The organism is Pseudomonas sp. LLC-1, assembly GCF_002992185.1.
GTDB lineage: Bacteria > Pseudomonadota > Gammaproteobacteria > Pseudomonadales > Pseudomonadaceae > Aquipseudomonas > Aquipseudomonas monteilii.
Map to the genome: position 1 here is coordinate 39,117 of NZ_LUVY01000004.1, position 17,135 is coordinate 56,251.

Annotated in this window: 15 protein-coding genes; 3 read left to right on the top strand and 12 right to left on the bottom strand. The window is 62.3% G+C overall.

What is annotated here, in order from left to right:
- Nucleotides 1-8: 8 nt before the first annotated feature.
- The 6 genes from A0O30_RS02255 to A0O30_RS02285 all read right to left on the bottom strand — a co-directional run bounded on the left by A0O30_RS02255 (nt 9) and on the right by A0O30_RS02285 (nt 7,299).
- A complete protein-coding gene (locus A0O30_RS02255) occupies nt 9-1,337 on the bottom strand; it encodes an MFS transporter (protein ID WP_105945437.1) in 1,329 nt (442 codons plus the stop codon).
- A gap of 183 nt (nt 1,338-1,520) precedes the next feature.
- Nucleotides 1,521-2,840, bottom strand: a complete 1,320-nt coding sequence (locus A0O30_RS02260) for an FAD-binding oxidoreductase (protein WP_105945438.1) — start codon at nt 2,838-2,840, stop codon at nt 1,521-1,523.
- Nucleotides 2,841-2,901: 61 nt separating this feature from the next.
- Nucleotides 2,902-3,618: a GntR family transcriptional regulator gene (locus A0O30_RS02265; protein WP_105945439.1), complete on the bottom strand. Its 717-nt coding sequence runs from the start codon at nt 3,616-3,618 to the stop codon at nt 2,902-2,904.
- A 394-nt stretch (nt 3,619-4,012) separates the two neighbouring features.
- Complete coding sequence (gene gabP / locus A0O30_RS02275; protein WP_105945441.1) at nt 4,013-5,410, bottom strand: GABA permease; 1,398 nt, start codon at nt 5,408-5,410, stop codon at nt 4,013-4,015.
- A gap of 189 nt (nt 5,411-5,599) precedes the next feature.
- On the bottom strand, nt 5,600-6,808 hold the full coding sequence (locus A0O30_RS02280) for a hypothetical protein (RefSeq protein WP_105945442.1): 1,209 nt from the start codon (nt 6,806-6,808) through the stop codon (nt 5,600-5,602).
- Nucleotides 6,809-6,849: 41 nt separating this feature from the next.
- Complete coding sequence (locus tag A0O30_RS02285) at nt 6,850-7,299, bottom strand: YcgN family cysteine cluster protein (RefSeq protein WP_105945443.1); 450 nt, start codon at nt 7,297-7,299, stop codon at nt 6,850-6,852.
- Nucleotides 7,300-7,442: 143 nt separating this feature from the next.
- On the opposite strand from A0O30_RS02285, the gene A0O30_RS02290 reads away from it, so the two are divergent.
- A complete protein-coding gene (locus A0O30_RS02290) occupies nt 7,443-8,036 on the top strand; it encodes a nitroreductase family protein (protein ID WP_016711945.1) in 594 nt (197 codons plus the stop codon).
- 130 nt (nt 8,037-8,166) lie between these two features.
- Here A0O30_RS02290 and A0O30_RS02295 read toward each other — a convergent pair whose 3' ends face one another.
- The 4 genes from A0O30_RS02295 to A0O30_RS02310 all read right to left on the bottom strand — a co-directional run bounded on the left by A0O30_RS02295 (nt 8,167) and on the right by A0O30_RS02310 (nt 12,264).
- The gene (locus A0O30_RS02295) at nt 8,167-9,099 is read right to left on the bottom strand and encodes a D-2-hydroxyacid dehydrogenase (protein WP_105945444.1); all 933 of its coding nucleotides are present in this window, start codon (nt 9,097-9,099) and stop codon (nt 8,167-8,169) included.
- Nucleotides 9,100-9,101: 2 nt separating this feature from the next.
- Nucleotides 9,102-9,395: a YcgL domain-containing protein gene (locus A0O30_RS02300; protein ID WP_016711947.1), complete on the bottom strand. Its 294-nt coding sequence runs from the start codon at nt 9,393-9,395 to the stop codon at nt 9,102-9,104.
- Nucleotides 9,392-10,525, bottom strand: a complete 1,134-nt coding sequence (gene rnd / locus A0O30_RS02305) for a ribonuclease D (protein ID WP_060498659.1) — start codon at nt 10,523-10,525, stop codon at nt 9,392-9,394. Before rnd ends, A0O30_RS02300 begins: the two co-directional genes overlap by 4 nt.
- Nucleotides 10,526-10,626: 101 nt before the next feature.
- The gene (locus tag A0O30_RS02310) at nt 10,627-12,264 is read right to left on the bottom strand and encodes a phosphoethanolamine transferase (RefSeq protein ID WP_105945445.1); all 1,638 of its coding nucleotides are present in this window, start codon (nt 12,262-12,264) and stop codon (nt 10,627-10,629) included.
- A gap of 252 nt (nt 12,265-12,516) precedes the next feature.
- Here A0O30_RS02310 and A0O30_RS02315 point away from each other — a divergent pair, with 252 nt between their 5' ends.
- Entirely contained in the window at nt 12,517-12,753 is a 237-nt protein-coding gene (locus A0O30_RS02315; protein ID WP_016711950.1) for a YdcH family protein, read from the top strand.
- 125 nt (nt 12,754-12,878) lie between these two features.
- Here A0O30_RS02315 and A0O30_RS02320 read toward each other — a convergent pair whose 3' ends face one another.
- Nucleotides 12,879-14,060, bottom strand: a complete 1,182-nt coding sequence (locus A0O30_RS02320) for a PLP-dependent aspartate aminotransferase family protein (RefSeq protein ID WP_105945446.1) — start codon at nt 14,058-14,060, stop codon at nt 12,879-12,881.
- Nucleotides 14,061-14,151: 91 nt separating this feature from the next.
- Between A0O30_RS02320 and A0O30_RS02325 the strand changes: the two genes are divergently transcribed.
- Nucleotides 14,152-14,613, top strand: coding sequence for an Lrp/AsnC family transcriptional regulator (locus tag A0O30_RS02325; RefSeq protein ID WP_016498365.1), 462 nt, complete (start codon nt 14,152-14,154; stop codon nt 14,611-14,613).
- A gap of 56 nt (nt 14,614-14,669) precedes the next feature.
- On the opposite strand, the gene A0O30_RS02330 is transcribed toward A0O30_RS02325, so the two are convergent.
- Nucleotides 14,670-17,000 carry an FdhF/YdeP family oxidoreductase gene (locus A0O30_RS02330; RefSeq protein WP_105945447.1) on the bottom strand — a complete coding sequence of 777 codons (2,331 nt, stop codon included), beginning with the start codon at nt 16,998-17,000 and terminating at the stop codon, nt 14,670-14,672.
- Nucleotides 17,001-17,135: the final 135 nt, after the last annotated feature.

The window sequence follows — 17,135 nt, forward strand, 5'->3', positions numbered from 1 at the left end:
GTAAGGGTTCAGCCAAGCGAAGCCGCTTGTTGCAGGTTCAGCGAACGGGTTTCCGGGGCCAGGGCAACCGAGAAGGCCAGGCCGACAAAGGTCACGGCGGCGGCGGCATACATGGTGGCGCCGATGCCATAGCTGTCGAGGGCGATGGGCACCAGCCAGGTGCCGACGGCGGCACCGACCCGCGACATGGAGGTGCCGACGCCTACAGCGCCAGCGCGGATTTCGGTAGGGAACAGTTCGTTGGGGTACACCAGCTGCAGCACCTGGGCGCCACCGATAAACAAAGCGTAGGCCCCGAACAGCACCAGGATGAGCATCTCGTTGCCATTGCTGAAGGCGCCCAGGCCCAACAGCGCCAGCCCCGACCAGAAGAAGCTGTGCAGCAGTGTGGTGCGTCGGCCGAGGGTGTTGAGCAGGCGGGTGCCGACGATGCAGCCGACCACGAACAGGAAGGTGATGGCGATGGAGCCGATCGAGGCCCAGTCACCTTTCAGGTTCAGCGCGCCCAGCACTTTCGGGGCGAACGCATACACGGCAAACACCGGGATCACCGAGCAGGTCCAGAACATAGTGACGAACAACATGCGCTTGCCGTAGCCCGAGTGCAGCAGGCTGAGGAACGACAGCTTGCGGGTCTTGGGCTCTTCCGGCAGGTTCTTCAGCGAGAAGCCGTTGCCATAGACGCGCTTGATCACCTGCTCGGCCTCGGCCGAGCGGCCTTTGCTGATCAGCCAGCGTGGCGACTCCGGGGTACCCAGGCGAATGGCGAACAGCAATGCACCGATGACCGCCGCACTGGCCAGCACCAGGCGCCAGGCATCGTCGCCACCGTGGCGCAGGATGGCCTCACCGGCCAGATAGGCGGTGGCGGCACCGGCGAACCACAACACCGTCAAGGTGGCCAGGCGCGGGCCGCGGTTTTTCTTGGGCAAGAACTCCACCAACAGCGAGGTGGCAACCGGGTATTCGATGCCCACGGCGATACCGATGGCGAACCGCAGCAGGAACAACGCCAGCGCCGATTCGACCCAGAACTGCGCGACCGAGGCCAGGATGAACAGGGTCGGGCCAACGAAGAACACGCGCTTGCGGCCAAAGCGGTCAGTCAGCCAACCGCCGAAGAAGCCGCCGAAGAAAATGCCGATCAACGCCGAGGCGGCAATCATGCCCTGCCAGAAGCTGGTGAGGCCCAGGCCTGCGGACATCTGCACCATGGCCACACCGATGATGCTCAGTACATAGCCATCGACGAACGAACCACCACCGGAACGCAAGGTCAGCAACTGGTGAAAGTTGTTGATCGGTACATCTTCAATCGAAACATTCGGACTTGTCATTGTTGTTCCTACCACGTCTGCTACATGCACATTTTCAAGGCGAGCGCGTCCGCGAAACTGAAAACCACACTCAGCCCCGGGTGACCGGACAACGCATCTCGATCATCAAATTCGGGCAAGCCGCGCCCGTGCCGGCCAACTTACGCCGACGAAAAATGTTCTATGGCCTAACTCAGGTAACGATCAGCTCTCTTTGCCAGCGCGGAACTGCCCCCACATCAGGTTGGCGTTCAAGCCCAGGGAAACCAGGGGCTGCGGCGGGTTTGCACAAGGCCCGGGGGCATTGAGCAAGAATTCGATCAGTTCGTTCTTGTCGCCGGCCAGCCAGTCGGCCAGCAACTTGCCGGTGACGGTGCCACGGGTTACACCCAGGCCGTTACAACACAGTGCACCCACCACATTGGGTGCCAACTTGCCGAAGAAGCCCATGTGATTGCGTGACAGTGCCAGTGCACCGCCCCAGGTATATTCGAAGTTCACACCAGGCAACATCGGGAAGCGCCGGGCGAACGAATCGCGGTGGCGCTCGACAAAGCGCTCCAGGTATTTGCGGTTACTGCGGCCGTCGGGGTTGTAGCTGAAGCTGTTGCGGATCAGCAGGCGGTTGTCGACTGTGCGGCGCATGGTAGTGCCGAACGGGTCGGCAGGGATGACGCCCCAGTAGGGTTTGCCGCCCAGGCGCGCCTGCTCTTCTTCAGTCAGCGGGCGGGTGATGCTGCCGTAGGTGAACACGGGCAGCATACGGCCCTTGAGGAAACCAAAGCTCATGCCGAAGGCGTTGGTGGTGAGCACCAGCTTGTCGGCCGTGATCGAGCCGTTGGCGTGGCGCAACACCACCTTGTCGCCGTACTCGACGTCGGTAATGGGTGTGCGCTCGTACAGCGAAACGTTACTTGGCAAGCTGTCGGCCAGGCCTTTGACCAACGCCGAGGGTTGCAGCAAGGCCGTGCCTGGGGTGAACAGGCCCTTGCGGTAGAAATGGGTGCCGATGTGATCGGGCAGGTCGCGGCCTTCGATCACTTCGTACGGCTGGCCAAGCTTGTCCAGGCCCCGGCGGTAGGCATCCAGCACGGCGATGCCGCGGTCTTCGATGGCAGCCTGGTATTTGCCGCAATGGCGAAACTGGCACTCGATGTCGTAGCGCTCGATCAGGTCCTTGAGGTACTGCTGGCCACCCAGGTTGAGCTTGAGGACGGTCTTGGCGATGTCGATGTCGCCGATGTAGTCCTCGGCACCGATGTCGTGCGGCAGGTCGATGGCAAAGCCGGCATTGCGCCCGGAGGTACCAAAGCCGACCTCCTGGGCTTCGACCAGCACGATCTCGTCATGCGGAAAGTTCGTTGCCAACTGCCGCGCGGCAGCCAGGCCGGTAAAGCCGGCGCCGACCACCACCCAGCGTGCCTGGCTGTGGCCTGTGTGGGCCGGCCTTGGCGTGCGGGGCTTGCTCAGGTGATACCAACCACAGGTGGCATCATCGGCAGGTAACGAACTTATTCTTGTCATGTCACTAACCTGGTTCTTGTTGTCGACGGGTGGTCAGCGCCAGCGGGCTGACCTGTGTAACTCATATCTGAATCGGCACATCCAGCCCTTGCGGTGCGGCGTACTCGGCCATGCGCCGGCGCGACAGCTCGAAGTGCTCGCGCACCAGCTGACCGGCGGTTTGCGGGTCGCGGCGCTCGATGGCCTGGATCATCTGATCGTGCTGTTCGCAGGCGATTTCGAGGTCGCGCTGCATGTCGTCGGTGGTCGGGTGGCGGTAGAAGATCTTGCCCAGGCGGGTGTGGTCGATCAGCAGGCGGCGCAGGCTAGGCAACAGGTAATCGTTGTGCGCCATCTTGCCTATTTCCAGGTGGAAGGCGTCGTTGTAGAGCACGCGGTTTTCCACGTCGCGCTCTTCAATGGCCTGACGGAACTGGGCCTGGATGCCTTTGAGCACTTCGATTTCTTCAGCGCTGGCGTAGGTGGCGGCCAACTGGGTGGTGGCCACGTAGATGAGCGGTGCGGCAACGTAGAAGCTGTGCAGCGACTCGTGGTTCATGGCGGCAACGCGTGGTGCGCGGTTGGCTTCCAGCTCGATGTAGCCTTCGGCGGCGATCTGGCGCAGCAGTTCACGGACCGGGGGGCGCGACAGGCCAAATTCGTCGCACAGGGCCAGTTCGTCCACCACTGCGCCCGGGGCCAGTTCCATGCTGAGGATCCGGCGGCGCAGCGCTTCGGCCAGGACGGCTTTGCGGTCCTGCGGCACTTCTGCGGCGAGTGGTTGGACGGTGGCTTTCATGGCGGCCTTCTTTGTTGTCATAGAGCTATGTCTACTATTTGTATAACGACTATAGGGCACTGTTAGACAATGTGTCTACAGCATTTTCGATGAACGGTGAAATCTGTTTAGGCCCCTGTTTTAAAGGGTTCTAGCGGGTTACAGGGGTGGAATTAAACACCCTTGAGGCTGCATTGCCAAACCAGACAGGAAATTCACCAAACAAGACAAGCTCCCTATATTTCACCGCCTGCTCGGGCCCTATCGCCGGCAAGCCAGCTCCCACAGGGACCCCACAGCACTCTGGGCCTGTGCAGTACCTGTGGGAGCTGGCTTGCCGGCGATAGGGCCAGCAGCACAAATCAAAAAGCCACCTGCAGGCAGGTGGCTTCCTTTTTCATTCACACAAATCTGATCAAGCAGTTGCCAGCGCCTCCCGCCGCGCATGCCGCTTGCTGGTAATCACGCCCAACACCAGGATCACCAGTGCCAATGCCAAGGTCAGCGACACTTCCATACGGTGCTTGGGCATGACGAACATGGTACCCAAGGCAAAGATGATGAAGCCGATCACCGCATAGGTCAGCCACGGGTACAACCACATACGGAAGGCGATCTCGACGTTCTGCTTCTGCAGGATGGCCCGCATGCGCAGTTGCGAGAAGGCAATCGCCAGGTACACCAGCAGGGCAATCGACCCGGAGCTGGCCAGCAGGAAGGCAAACACCTCGGCCGGGGCGAAGTAGTTGACGATGGTCGCCAGCATGCCGATCAACGTGCTGCCGATGACCGCCGCGCGCGGCACGCCCACTTTCGAGGTGCGCTGGATGAAGCCAGGTGCATCACCGCGCTTGCTCAACGAGTAGAGCATGCGCGAGGAAATGTAGATCGACGAGTTCAGGCAGCTGGCCACCGCCACCAGCACGACGATGTCCACCAGTTGCTTGGCATACGGGATGTTCATGATTTCCAGGGCCCGCTGATACGAGCCTTGCACCGGCAGCAGCGGGTCGTTCCATGCCACCACCGAGATGATCACGAAAATCGACAGCAGGTAGAACACACTGATACGCCAGATGACCGAGCGCGTGGCCTTGGCGATGTTGCGCGCCGGGTCTTTCGATTCGGAGGCGGCAATGGTCACCGCTTCGGTACCCAGGTAGCTGAACATGGTGGTCAGCAAGGCGCCGATGATTGCCGTCCAGCCATTGGGCATGAAGCCGCCCTGCTGCTCCAGCAACAGTGGCAGGCCACTGACTTCACGGCCCGGCAACACGCCGGCCAGGGCCGCAGCACCGAGGGCAATGAAGGCAACGATGGCAATGACCTTGAGCATGGCGAACCAGAACTCGAACTCGCCGTACTTGGCCACGCTGAACAGGTTGGTGGCGGTCAGCAGCACGGTCATGCTCAGGGCGAAGAACCAGGCATCGATGTGCGGGAACCAGTTGTTGAGGACCACGCCAGCGGCAATGGCTTCAATAGGAATTACCAGCACCCAGAACCACCAGTACAGCCAACCGATGGTAAAGCCGGCCCAGCGGCCAATGGCGCGGTCGGCATAGGTGGAGAACGAACCGGTATCGGGGCTGGCAACGGCCATTTCCCCGAGCATGCGCATCACCAGCACCACCAGCGCACCGGCCAGTGCATAGGCGACGATGGCCGAGGGGCCGGCTGCCGCGATGGCGTGCCCGGAGCCGATGAACAACCCGGCACCGATCACCCCGGCGATGGAGAGCATGGTCACATGGCGTTGCTTGAAGCCTTGCGCCAGCTGATTGCCGGCGCCACTCGCGCTTGTCATTGTCATCCTGATCCCTGCTTTTGTTTTCTTTGTGGGGGGGACGTGAAGCTCCTGGGTCGAAACCCAGCGTGGATGAGCTTCGCGCCCGGTCACGGTACGCCAGCGAGGGGTTGGTCAAGTTGCCTGAATCCGCCACGGACTTGACCATAGATGACATCGAACACGTTTAAACAGGCAAGATAGAGCTATCGCGGCCTAGCGCAACGCCTTGCTTTGCAACACCTCGGACTTGCGCCCCAGCACGTTCTCGCTGATTTGCACGAAGTCTTCGGTGCTCACGCTGGGCAGGCGCATCAGCCCGCGTACCACATCGTCCAGCGAGCGCTTGGCCTGGGTATGGATACGGATTTCCTTGTCCAGTGCCTGCAACAGCATCACCCCGCGCGCCACCTGGGCAGGGCTGGCGCGTTCACCCTTGAGCCGGGTGACCTTGGCGCCCTGTTTGCTCAGGCGTGCCTGCCAGGCCTGGTAACGGTCATCGCTCACCCCGCCCGAGCGGCGCAGCAACTCGCTGGCGTAATAGTCGGTCAGGCTCTCTACCAACCAGTCACTGCCGTCACGCCCATGGATCTGTGCAAACAGCTGCACCACTTCGCGCAGCAACGGGCTGCTGCCATTCTCGCTTACCATCGGCCGGGCGCTGTGCAGGTACAGCGAACCCTGTGCTGCCATTGCCCCACGCCACATGCCGTCACGGGCACCGACCAGCAGCAGCTTCGGCGGATTGCGCGGGAACACCGCCTGCAACTGCGGCCATACGAAGGTCAGCAGGGTCAGGCTGTCCATACGCCGCATACCCTGCCCCACCGGCGCAGCCACGGTGACCTCGGTATCACCCAGGCGAGCACGGCGGCTGCCAAGATCGCCAGCCAGCATCCAGCCAGTGGGGCGGTCGAACAGGCGCGAAACGTTGTCGATGCGGAACTTGTCCTTGCCGATGCGCGGCCAGGAGGTCTCGATACTCTTCCAGCCCTCGGGCAGGTCGAACGCCAGGCGTGCCACCAGCTCGGTGCCATCCTGCTGGTCGAGGCGCGCGGGCGGCACCAGCTGGTCACCAAGGAACAACGCCCAGTGCGGAGTAACACGCGAGGAATAGGCACCGCTGGCGAGCTTCTGGTCCAACTGCACGCGGTAGCTGAGGCTGGTCTTGCCGGCCGCCGGCTGCCACACACCGCGCTGCCCCTGCAGTTGCCATTGGCCATCGGCCTGGAAGCCGCTGTAGGCCCCGGCCTTGCCCAGGTCGAAGTCCAGGCTGCGCACGGCGCTGCCTTCGGCCAATGTGAGGCGGACTTCAGCCTGGCCACTGGCAGGCAACAAACGCACCTGGTAGTCGAGGTCGACCTTTTTCGCCCAGGCCGGCGAACTGGCCATCAGGCCCAACAACAGCAACAGCTGGCAACGCATACAGAAACTCCTTGTTTCCCCGTGGCAGCGGGCCGCGCCGGTCAGCTGGCGCGGAAGATCAGGTGGTCTTCCCAGTCGTCTTCGTGCACATCGTGTTCACTGAGCATACGCCCCGACTGGGAAATACGCTGTTCATGGACTTGCTGGCGGTCGCCGCAGACCAGGTGATGCCAGGCGGGCAAGTCCTTGCCCTCGCTGACCAGGCGGTAACCGCAGGTACTCGGCAGCCACTTGAACTGGTCGGCCTTGCCCGGAGTGAGCTGGATGCAGTCCGGCACGTGGTCGAAGCGGTTGGGGTAGTCGCTGCACTGGCAGGTGTGCAGGTCCAGCAGCTTGCAGGCGATGCGCGTGTAATAGACGCTGTTGTCGTCCTCGTCCTCAAGCTTTTGCAGGCAGCACAGGCCGCAGCCGTCGCACAGCGACTCCCACTCTGGCGGGCTGAGTTGTTCGAGGGTCTTGCGCCGCCAGAACGGCGCGTTTTCAGCGATCATCACACGGTTTCCTGCATTCATCATTGGGCCACGGCGCGCGGCGGCGCCAGTCTAGAGCCTGACCTTGCGCAAAGCCAGACCGCTTGTCAGTCGCGACGGGACGCAGTAGCGTGCGGGTTTCCCGTCCTTTTGCAGGAGCTGTCATGAGCGCCAACCCTCGCATTGCCGATTACGCCATCAACGAGCAGTTCATCAACCGCTGGTCGCCGCGTGCTTTCACCGCCGAGCCGATCAGCGAAGAAACGCTGTTGAGCTTCCTGGAAGCCGCCCGTTGGGCTCCGTCGGCGTACAACTCGCAGCCTTGGCGCTTCCTGTATGCCCGCCGCGATACGCCAAACTGGGAGCGTTACCTGAACCTGCTGGTGCCGTTCAACCGCAGCTGGGCACAACAAGCCTCGGCACTGGTGCTGATCATTTCCAAGACCACCTTCGCCGCCCCGGGCGCCACGGAGGAAAAGCCGGCGCTGTGGCATACCTTCGACACCGGTTCCGCCTGGGGGCACCTGGCCCTGCAGGCCAGCATCAGCGGCTGGCACACCCATGGCATGGCCGGCTTCGACCAGGACCTGGCGCGTCAGGAGCTGAAGGTTCCTGAAGGTTATGTGCTGCATGCCATGGTGGCGATCGGCAAACTGGGTGACAAGGCCAGCCTGGATGAGGCGTTGCAGGCACGTGAAGTACCGAGCCCGCGCAAGCCGCTGAGCGAGCTGGCTGCCGAGGGTGATTTCAGCCTGTAAGCCTTGTGTAGCCTGTACCGGCCCAATCGCCGGCAAGCCAGCTCCCACAAGTACCCCACAGTTTTCAGATTCTGTGCAGTACCTGTGGGAGCTGGCTTGCCGGCGATTGGGCCAGTGCAGGCACTACAAATCAGTAGCCCTTGGCAAAGTCCACTTCACCCCGCAAACCCTGCCCCGCTTCATACGCCTGCATATTCTCGACAAACAGCCGCACCATCGCCGCCGGCGAGGTGGGTGCCGAGCTGTGTCCGGTCAGCAGCAAGCCCCAGGCGGTCCAGAACGGGTGCTGTTTAGGCAGCGGTTCCTGGCGGCACACATCGATCACCGCACCGGCCAGATGCCCTTCCTTCAGCGCCTCGACCAGGTCCGCATCCACCACCGCCGCGCCGCGCCCGGCATTGATGAACAGCGTGCTCGGCTGGAAGCACTTGAACAGCGCCGCGTCATACAGGTCATGGGTCGCCGGGGTGTCCGGCAGCAGGTTGAGCACGTAGTCGACCTGGCCAACCATGCGCGGCAAGTCGGCCAGCGCCGCCACCTCGACGAACGGTGCCTGCTCCCGGGCACTGCTGGCGACCCCGTACAGCACCACACCAAACGGCTGCAGGAACTCGGCCACGCGCTGGCCAATGTCGCCGGTGCCCACGATCAGCACCTTGCGCCCTTCCAGCGTACGTCCTGGGCGATCGTCCCAGCGCCGCTCCACCTGGCTGACCAGGCGCGACAGCACCTCGCGTTCGTGGCCGAGCATGTAGGTAAGCATGTACTCGGCCATCACCTGGCCGAAGATGCCTACCGCGCGGGTCAGGCGATAGTCACGCGGCAAGCCATCGGCCAGCAACGGCGTGATACCCGCCCAGGTCGACTGCATCCAGTCCGGCTTGTGGCCTTGGCGCAGCAAGCTCGCCAGCAGGTCCGGCTGGCCCAGCCACACCTTGCACTGTGGTGCCTGGCGGGCCAGTTCGGCGGAATCACCGCTGGTCAGTACTTCCACTTCAGGCGCAGCTTCGCGCAAAAGCGCGGCGTAACGAGCATGATCATGCTCAGCAATCAGTACGCGCATGGTCAGACCGGGTCGTTTCGGCGCAGCAGCTCTTCAGGCAGGTGCTCGATGTACTCGTCTTCCGCTGGCGGCATCTGCAGGTGGTAGCCCTGGTTGTCGAGGTTTTCCAGCACCTTGGCGATGTCCTCGCGGGCCAGCTTGCGCTCCGGGGTGAGCACCAGGTCGAAGGCATGCACAGGGGTGCCGAAGAACGGCAGCAGGCCTTCCGGCACGCGCTCCAGGCCCTCGGCCTTGAGCACATACAGGTACATTTCGTTCTTGCGGGGGCTCTTGTAGATCGAGCAAATGCGTTTCATCGGGTCTCTCCGGCACCTGCAAGGCTGTCCAGCAGGGCCTGGCCCATACGCTCACGACGCCAGCCGCGCAGCGAATCGGGCAGTTGATAAGGGCCATTGGGGTAGCCGCTCTTGAGCAGCGCTTCCAGGGCTTTTTTGCGCAGCATCAGCTCGGGGGCGATCCCCAGGCGTTCGCCTTCGGCCTGGCCGATGGCTCTCAGCTGCTTGAGGATGCCGGCGGCCTCGATCGGCAGCGGCTCGGGCAAAGGCGCTGGCCACTGCTCGGCAGGCAGGCTGGCGGCGCGCTGGATCAGCTTGATCAGGAACTCACCGTCCTGACGAATGGTGCGCGGGTGCATCTCGTCGATCCTGGCCAGCGCCGACAGGTTGTTCGGCTGGCTCTTGGCCATGGGCCACAGCGAGTGCTCCTTGAGGATGCGGTTGCGCGGCACATCGCGGCTACGGGCTTCACGCTCGCGCCAGGCGCACAGCTCTCGCAACACCGCCAGTTGCTGGGGGGCCAGCTTCCAGGCGAGCTTGACGTCGCGGTACAGGGTTTCGGGCTCGACCTCACGGCGCAACGCAGCCACCAGCTCGGCGCCGTCTTCCAGCACCCAGGCGTACTTGTCGTCGCTCAGGCGCGGGCGCAAGGCGGTGAACAGCTCGGCCAGGTGCACGGCATCTTCGGCGGCATAGCTGACCTGCGTGTCGGAGAGCGGGCGCTGCAGCCAGTCGGAGCGGGTTTCGCCCTTGGGCAGCTCGATACCCAGCACCTCCTGCACCAGGCGCGAATAGCCCATGGAGAAGCCCAGGTTCAGGTAGCCGGCTGCCAACTGGGTGTCGAACAGCGGCTGCGGCAGCTTGCCGGTCAGGCGCAACAGCACTTCGAGGTCTTCGCTGCAGGCGTGCAGCACCTTGACCACACCGCTGTCTTCGAGCAAGTCGGCCAAGGGTTGCCAGTTACCGATCAGCAACGGGTCGATCAGGTAGGCCCGCTGGCCGTCGCCGATCTGGATCAGCCCGGCTTTCGGGTAGAAGGTGTCAACCCGCATGAATTCGGTGTCGACAGCGACAAAAGGCAGCTGGTGCCAGTCGCGGCAGTGTTCGGCCAGGCTCTGGTCGTCACGGATCCAGTGAATTTCGATGGCCACAAGGCTCTCCCACTAACATTGGCGCGCAGTATATACGGCGCGGGCACTGCTGGTGAAACCCGGGCCATCCTTGATATCGATAAGTGGTGGTGTTGTGTGGGTCAGCGTTTGGCCGCCAACCACGGACGGCAGCTGGCAAACATGTCCAGCGACTGCTGATACACCTCGGTGCGCACCTGCAACAGGCCGAGCATGGAGTGGAACAGGTTGTCCTGCGACAGCGGCGCATCGCTGAGCTTGGCCAGGCAGTCGGTATCGATGCCGAAGTCCTCCTTGTAGCTGTCGGAGAACCAGGTCAGCAATGGCACGTGCTTCTGCTGCTCCGGGGCGATGGCGTAAGGCGTGCCGTGCAGGAACAGGTTGTACTCACCCAGCGACTCGCCATGGTCGGACAGGTAGATCATCGCGGTGTCGACCTTGTCCTGTTTGCTGCGCAGGGTGTCGATCAGCGACGCCAGCACTTTGTCGGTGTAGGCCAGGGTGTTGTCGTAACCGTTGATGATGTCTTGCTCGCTGCACTGGTTCAGCGCGTTGCTCTGGCACACCGGCGTGAAGCGCTCACTGTCACTTGGGTAGCGCTTGAAATATTCCGGGCCGTGGCTGCCCATCTGGTGCAGCACCAGCACGGTGTCCTTGTCGAGGTTGTCGATCAGCGCGTCCAGCCCTTGCAGCAGGATCTGGTCATGGCATTCGCCATTGGCACACAGCTGCGGGTCGTTGAGGTTGCTGACATCGATGAACTGCACCCGGTCGCAGGTACCTTTGCAGCCCGACTGGTTGTCGCGCCACTGCACGGCCAGGCCGGCCCGCTGGAGGATATCCAGCAGCCCTTCGCGGTTCTTGGCCACGCGGGCATCGTATTCCTTGCGGGTCATACCCGAGAACATGCACGGCACCGAGACAGCCGTTTCCGTACCGCACGAATGCACATCGGAAAACGCCACCAGGCCCTGCTCCTTGGCCAGGTTCGGAGTGGTATCGCGGTCATAGCCCAACACGCCAAAGTGGTCGGCCCGCGCACTTTCACCCACCACCAGCACGGTCAACGACTTGCGTTCATGCTTCTGCCAGGCGGCATCACGCTTGGCATCTTCGCCATAGTGCTGGAAAGGACGCGATGCCGTACCGACGCGTTCGCTGACATAGCCAATGGAGGCACCGACGATATTGCTGGGGGTCAGCATCAGGCGCAATTCGTGGTGGTTGCGAAACAGCGACGACAAGCCTTGGTAGTTGACCAGCGCCACCGAGCCCAGGGCTACCACGCAGGCGCCACTGACCACCAGCTTGCCCAGCAGCTCGCGGTGCCAGGGACGGTAGGCAATGGGCGCCTTCCACAGCAGCACCGAAGGCACCACGCCCAAGCCCAGGATGTACAAGGCAAACTTCAGCGAAAGCAGGTCGCGCACTTCGGCTACGTTGGTTTCTGCAATATTGCGGAACATACCCGCATCAATAAGTACGCCGTATTGATTCATGAAGTAAGCCACACCCGCGCCACTCATGAACAACACGATAAGTACCGGCTTCAATACATATCGGAAGGCAAACAACGTGAGGATGAGATTGAAAGCGAACAACATCAGCACGGCAAACGCCAGGCTCAACCACAGCCCGGACAGGCCGGCAGGCACCACCTCTTGCAGGTGCCCCCAAAGGAACATGTTCAAGCCAATCAGCAGGTAAAGGCTGGCCAGCAGCGTGACCCATTCAGTCCGCAGGGATTTGAAGTTGAGCATTAGCGTTCGCAATCAAGAGTGATTATCAACCCCCAGGCCGGGTGGCACCGTGGGAAAGTTGGGCGAACTCTAGAAAGCGCGTCATCAATTTTTTGTGAAAAAGTTGGTAACAATTTCGTGAGGACGCGTCTTTCGGTGATTAACGACGCTTCATTCAGCTGCCATTCAGGCTGACCGACATCACCGGCCTGCGCAAAGGCGGCTATCCTCAGAGGTCAGGACCTTACCGACAACCCTGACAGAGGTGAAGAAATGCCAGTTCCGCATGATCTGCTCGCTGACCTGCACGTTACCGCTGATGCATTCCAGGCGCTCATTGACAAGGACCAGACGCTGCACTCACTGCACAAGGAATACAACGCCAAGGACAAGGAGGTGGTTGCCGCCGAAGGCAACGGCACCAACGACGACACCGTCAACCGCCTGCGCAAGGAACGGTTGCTGATCAAGGACAAGATCGAACGGATTATTCATCCGCCGAAATCCTGACTGAATATCTTCTTTGAATTTACCGGCCCTATCGCCGGCAAGCCAGCTCCCACAGGGTCTCCACAGATTTCGAACCTGTGCTGCACCTGTGGGAGCTGGCTTGCCGGCGATAGGGCCAGTAGCCCTTACACGGCAACCAGAGCCTTGAGCGCGCCATCCAGATCCTCGATCAGATCACGATAATCCTCGATCCCCATCGACAACCGCAGCAGGTTCTCGCTGATCCCCATCACCCCTTTCTGCTCCGGGCTCAGCGAGCAGTGCGACATGGTCCACGAGTGGTTGATCATGCTCTCCACCCCACCCAGCGAGTCGGCCAGCACAAAGATCTGCAACGCTTCCACCAGGCGGTTGAGCGCGGTCCGGTCACCCTTCACTTTCATCGCCACCACCGCCCCGCCACTGCGCATCTGGCGTTTGCACAAGTCGTGTTGCGGGTGGCTTTCCAGCCCCGGGTAATACACCTGCTCGATCTGCGGGTGGTTTTCGAGGAAGCGCGCCACCTGCAGGGCATTGGCACACTGGCGCTCCATGCGCACATCCAGGGTTTTCAGGCCACGCAGGGCCAGGTAGCAGTCGAACGGCCCCTGCACCGCGCCAATTGCCATGCTGATGCGGCGAAGGCGCGCCAGCAGTGCATCGTTGGCCGCCACCACCACACCACCGGTGAGGTCGGAGTGGCCACCGATGTACTTGCTGGCCGAGTGCATCACCAGGTCCACGCCCAAGGTAATCGGGCGCTGGTTCCACGGCGAGCAGAAGGTATTGTCGATGCAGGTGAGGATGCCCCGGGCCTTGGCCAGGTCGCACACGGCCTTGATGTCGACCAGGTGCAGCAGCGGGTTGGTCGGCGATTCGATCCAGATCAGCTGGGTTTGGGGCTTGATGGCGGCGGCCACGGCCTCCAGGTCGTTGAGGTCGACATAGGTGGTGGTCAGGCCCGAGGTGCGGCTGCGGTAGTCTTCCAGAATACGGAAAGTGCCGCCGTACACGCCGTTCATCACCACGACATGGGCATCCTTGGGCAGCAGCTCCAGCACCGTCGCCGTGGCGTTCACGCCCGAAGCACAGGCAACCGCGCCCACGCCCTCTTCCAGCGCGGCGACACAGGTTTCGTAGGCATGCCGGGTGGGGTTGCCAACGCGGCTGTAGGAGTATTCCGGTTTGTCGTCCAGGCTGCGTTTGGTGAACGAGCTGGCGGTGACGATGGCCGGGAAAATGGCGTTTTCAGCGACGCTGAACTGCTCGCCAGCGTGAATGGTGCGGGTGGCGAAATTGCGCGGCTTGTCGGACATGGTCAGGCCCATTGGCAGAGTTAAGGCTGCAACTATCGCACAACCCAAATGTTCTGGCCTTGGGGTAATCTGTGAAAAATTTTCTTCACGGCCCGCGCGCGATATGGACAGTTTCGACCAGCACATTCTTACCCTGCTACAGCGCGATGCCTCGATATCGCTCAAGGACCTGGCCGAGGCCGTCAACCTGTCCACCACGCCCTGCTGGAAGCGGGTCAAGCGCCTGGAAGAAGAAGGCTACATTCTTGGCCGCGTCGCCCTGCTCGACCCCGAACGGCTTGGCCTGGGGCTGACGGTGTTCGTCCAGCTCAAGACCCAGCGCCACGACAGCGCCTGGCTTGAGCAGTTTGCCGCGACCGTGACCGGGTTCGAGGAAGTGATGGAGTTCTACCGCATGTCCGGCGACTGGGATTACATGCTGCGGGTAGTGGTGGGGGATATTGCGGCGTATGACCGGTTCTACAAAAAGCTGATTACCCGTACCGATGGGCTATCGAACATTACGTCCAGTTTTGCCATGGAGCAGATGAAGTACACCACAGCCTACCCCGTGCACCGTTCCTGAATCGGCGTTGGATTCTTCGCGGGTGAACCCGCGAAGAGGCCGGTACAGGCAACCCATCAATCCGAAGCAAGCACCGCCGCAATCCGGTTCCCCGCCTTGGCTTTCTCGACCTTGATCGCCACAAACTTCGACGTCGGCGTATAGGTCCCAACGCCATAACTCTCCAGAGGCACCAGCGGATTGGTCTCCGGGTAATACGCCGCCGCCTGCCCTTCAGGCACGTCATACGCCACCAGGCGGAACCCCGACACCCGCCGCTCTACGCCATCCTCCCACAGCGACACCAGGTCCACATGCTCACCCGGCTCGAAGCCCAGGCGGCGAATATCGGCCTCGTTCACGAACACCACTTCACGCAGGCCGAACACGCCGCGGTAGCGGTCGTCCAGGCCATACAGCGTGGTGTTGTACTGGTCGTGCGAGCGCAGGGTCTGCAGGATAAGGTCGGGCTTGTCACCCCGCGCCAGCACTTTGGCGTTGATCAACTCCTCCGGCAGCGCGTGGGGCATGAACCGGGCCTTGCCCGTGGCCGTGCGGAAGTTGCGATCGGCGGCATTGTTGCCCAGGTGGAAGCCGCCCGGGCTGTGCAGGCGTTCGTTGAAGCCGGTGAAACCAGGGATCACGTCGGCAATCATGTCACGAATGCGGTTGTAGTCGGCCACCGCATATTCCCAGTCGATCGGCTGATTGCCCAGCGTGGCCTTGGCCATACCCGCGATGATCCACGGCTCCGAGCGCATGTGCGGTGAGCGCGGGCGCAACTGGCCGTTGGAGATGTGCACCATGCTGAAGGTGTCTTCCACGGTCACGCCTTGCGGCCCTTCGGCCTGCAGGTCGATTTCGGTCCGGCCCAGGCAGGGCAGGATCAACGCATCGCGGCCGGTGACCAGGTGCGAGCGGTTGAGTTTGGTGGAAATCTGCACGGTCAACGCGCAGTTCTGCAGCGCCGCGTGGGTGCGCGGGGTGTCCGGGGTGGCTTGGGCAAAGTTGCCGCCCAGGGCGACGAACACCTTGGCCCGCCCCTCTTCCATGGCCTTGATCGCCAGCACCGCGTTGTGCCCATGGGCACGCGGCACACGGAACTGGAAGCGTTTTTCGATGGCATCGAGCAGCGCCGGCCTGGGCTTTTCGTCGATGCCCATGGTGCGGTCGCCCTGCACGTTGCTGTGGCCACGTACCGGCGACAAGCCAGCGCCGGGTTTGCCGACGTTGCCGCGCAGCAGTTGCAGGTTGACGATTTCCTGCACGGTAGGCACCGAATGGCGGTGCTGGGTGACGCCCATGGCCCAGCACATGATCACCCGCTCTGCCTTGCGGTACATGCGTGCGGCCAGTTCGATCTCGGCCAGGGTCAAGCCCGACTGCTTGACAATGTGCTCCCACGAGGTGGCGTCCACTGCCGCCAAATAGTCATCGACGCCGCTGGTGTGTTCGGCGATGAAGGCATGGTCGAACACCGCCGGCTCACCGTTGGCCTGGGCTTCGCGCTCCCACTGCAACAGGAATTTGGCAATGCCGCGCATGGCCGCCATGTCGCCGCCCAAGGCCGGGCGGAAGTAGGCGCTGGACGTCGGCTCGGAGCCGTTGCTGAGCATTTCGAACGGGTGCTGCGGGTGCTGGAAGCGCTCCAGGCCACGCTCTTTCAGCGGGTTGAAGCACACCACCTGAGCCCCGCGCTTGACCGCCTCACGCAGCGGCTCGAGCATGCGCGGGTGGTTGGTGCCTGGGTTCTGACCGATGACGAAGATCGCGTCAGCCAGCTCCAGGTCGTGAAACACGACAGTGCCTTTGCCCACCCCAAGGGTTTCCGACATGCCTGCCCCGCTGGCTTCGTGGCACATGTTCGAGCAGTCGGGGAAGTTGTTGGTGCCATAGGCGCGCACGAACAGCTGATACAGGAACGCCGCCTCGTTACTGGCCCGGCCCGACGTGTAGAACTCGGCCTCATCGGGCGACTGCAGTGCACGCAGGTGTCTGGCGACCAGCTCGAAGGCCTCTTGCCAGGTGGTTTCGACATAGTGGTCGGTGGCAGCGTCGTAGCGCATCGGGTGCGTGAGGCGGCCCTGGTATTCGAGCCAGTAGTCAGTCTGGTCCTTCAGCGCGCTGACGCTGTATTTGGCGAAGAACGCCGGGTCAACCGAGCGGCCGGTGGCTTCCCAGTTGACCGCCTTGGCGCCGTTTTCGCAGAACTTGACCATGTCGCTTTCCGGCGACTCACCCCAGGCACAGCCGGGGCAGTCGAAGCCGCCGTTCTGGTTGGTCTTGAGCATGGCCCGCAGGTTCTTGAAGGCGTTTTCGCTGCCCAGCCAGCTTTTGGTCACGCTCTTGAGCGCTCCCCAGCCGGCGGCTGCGCCCTTGTAGTCCCTGATATGTTCGTCCTGGCTCATGCGATGAATCCTCACGCTTCGATGCTTTTTTCCAGCCTATTGAGCGTGGGGGTGGGGCGTCCAATCGAAAGATCTTACGGCGTGATAAGCGGTTTCGATCATGGGCTGGAAGCTTTGAGGCATTGGGCCTGCAGC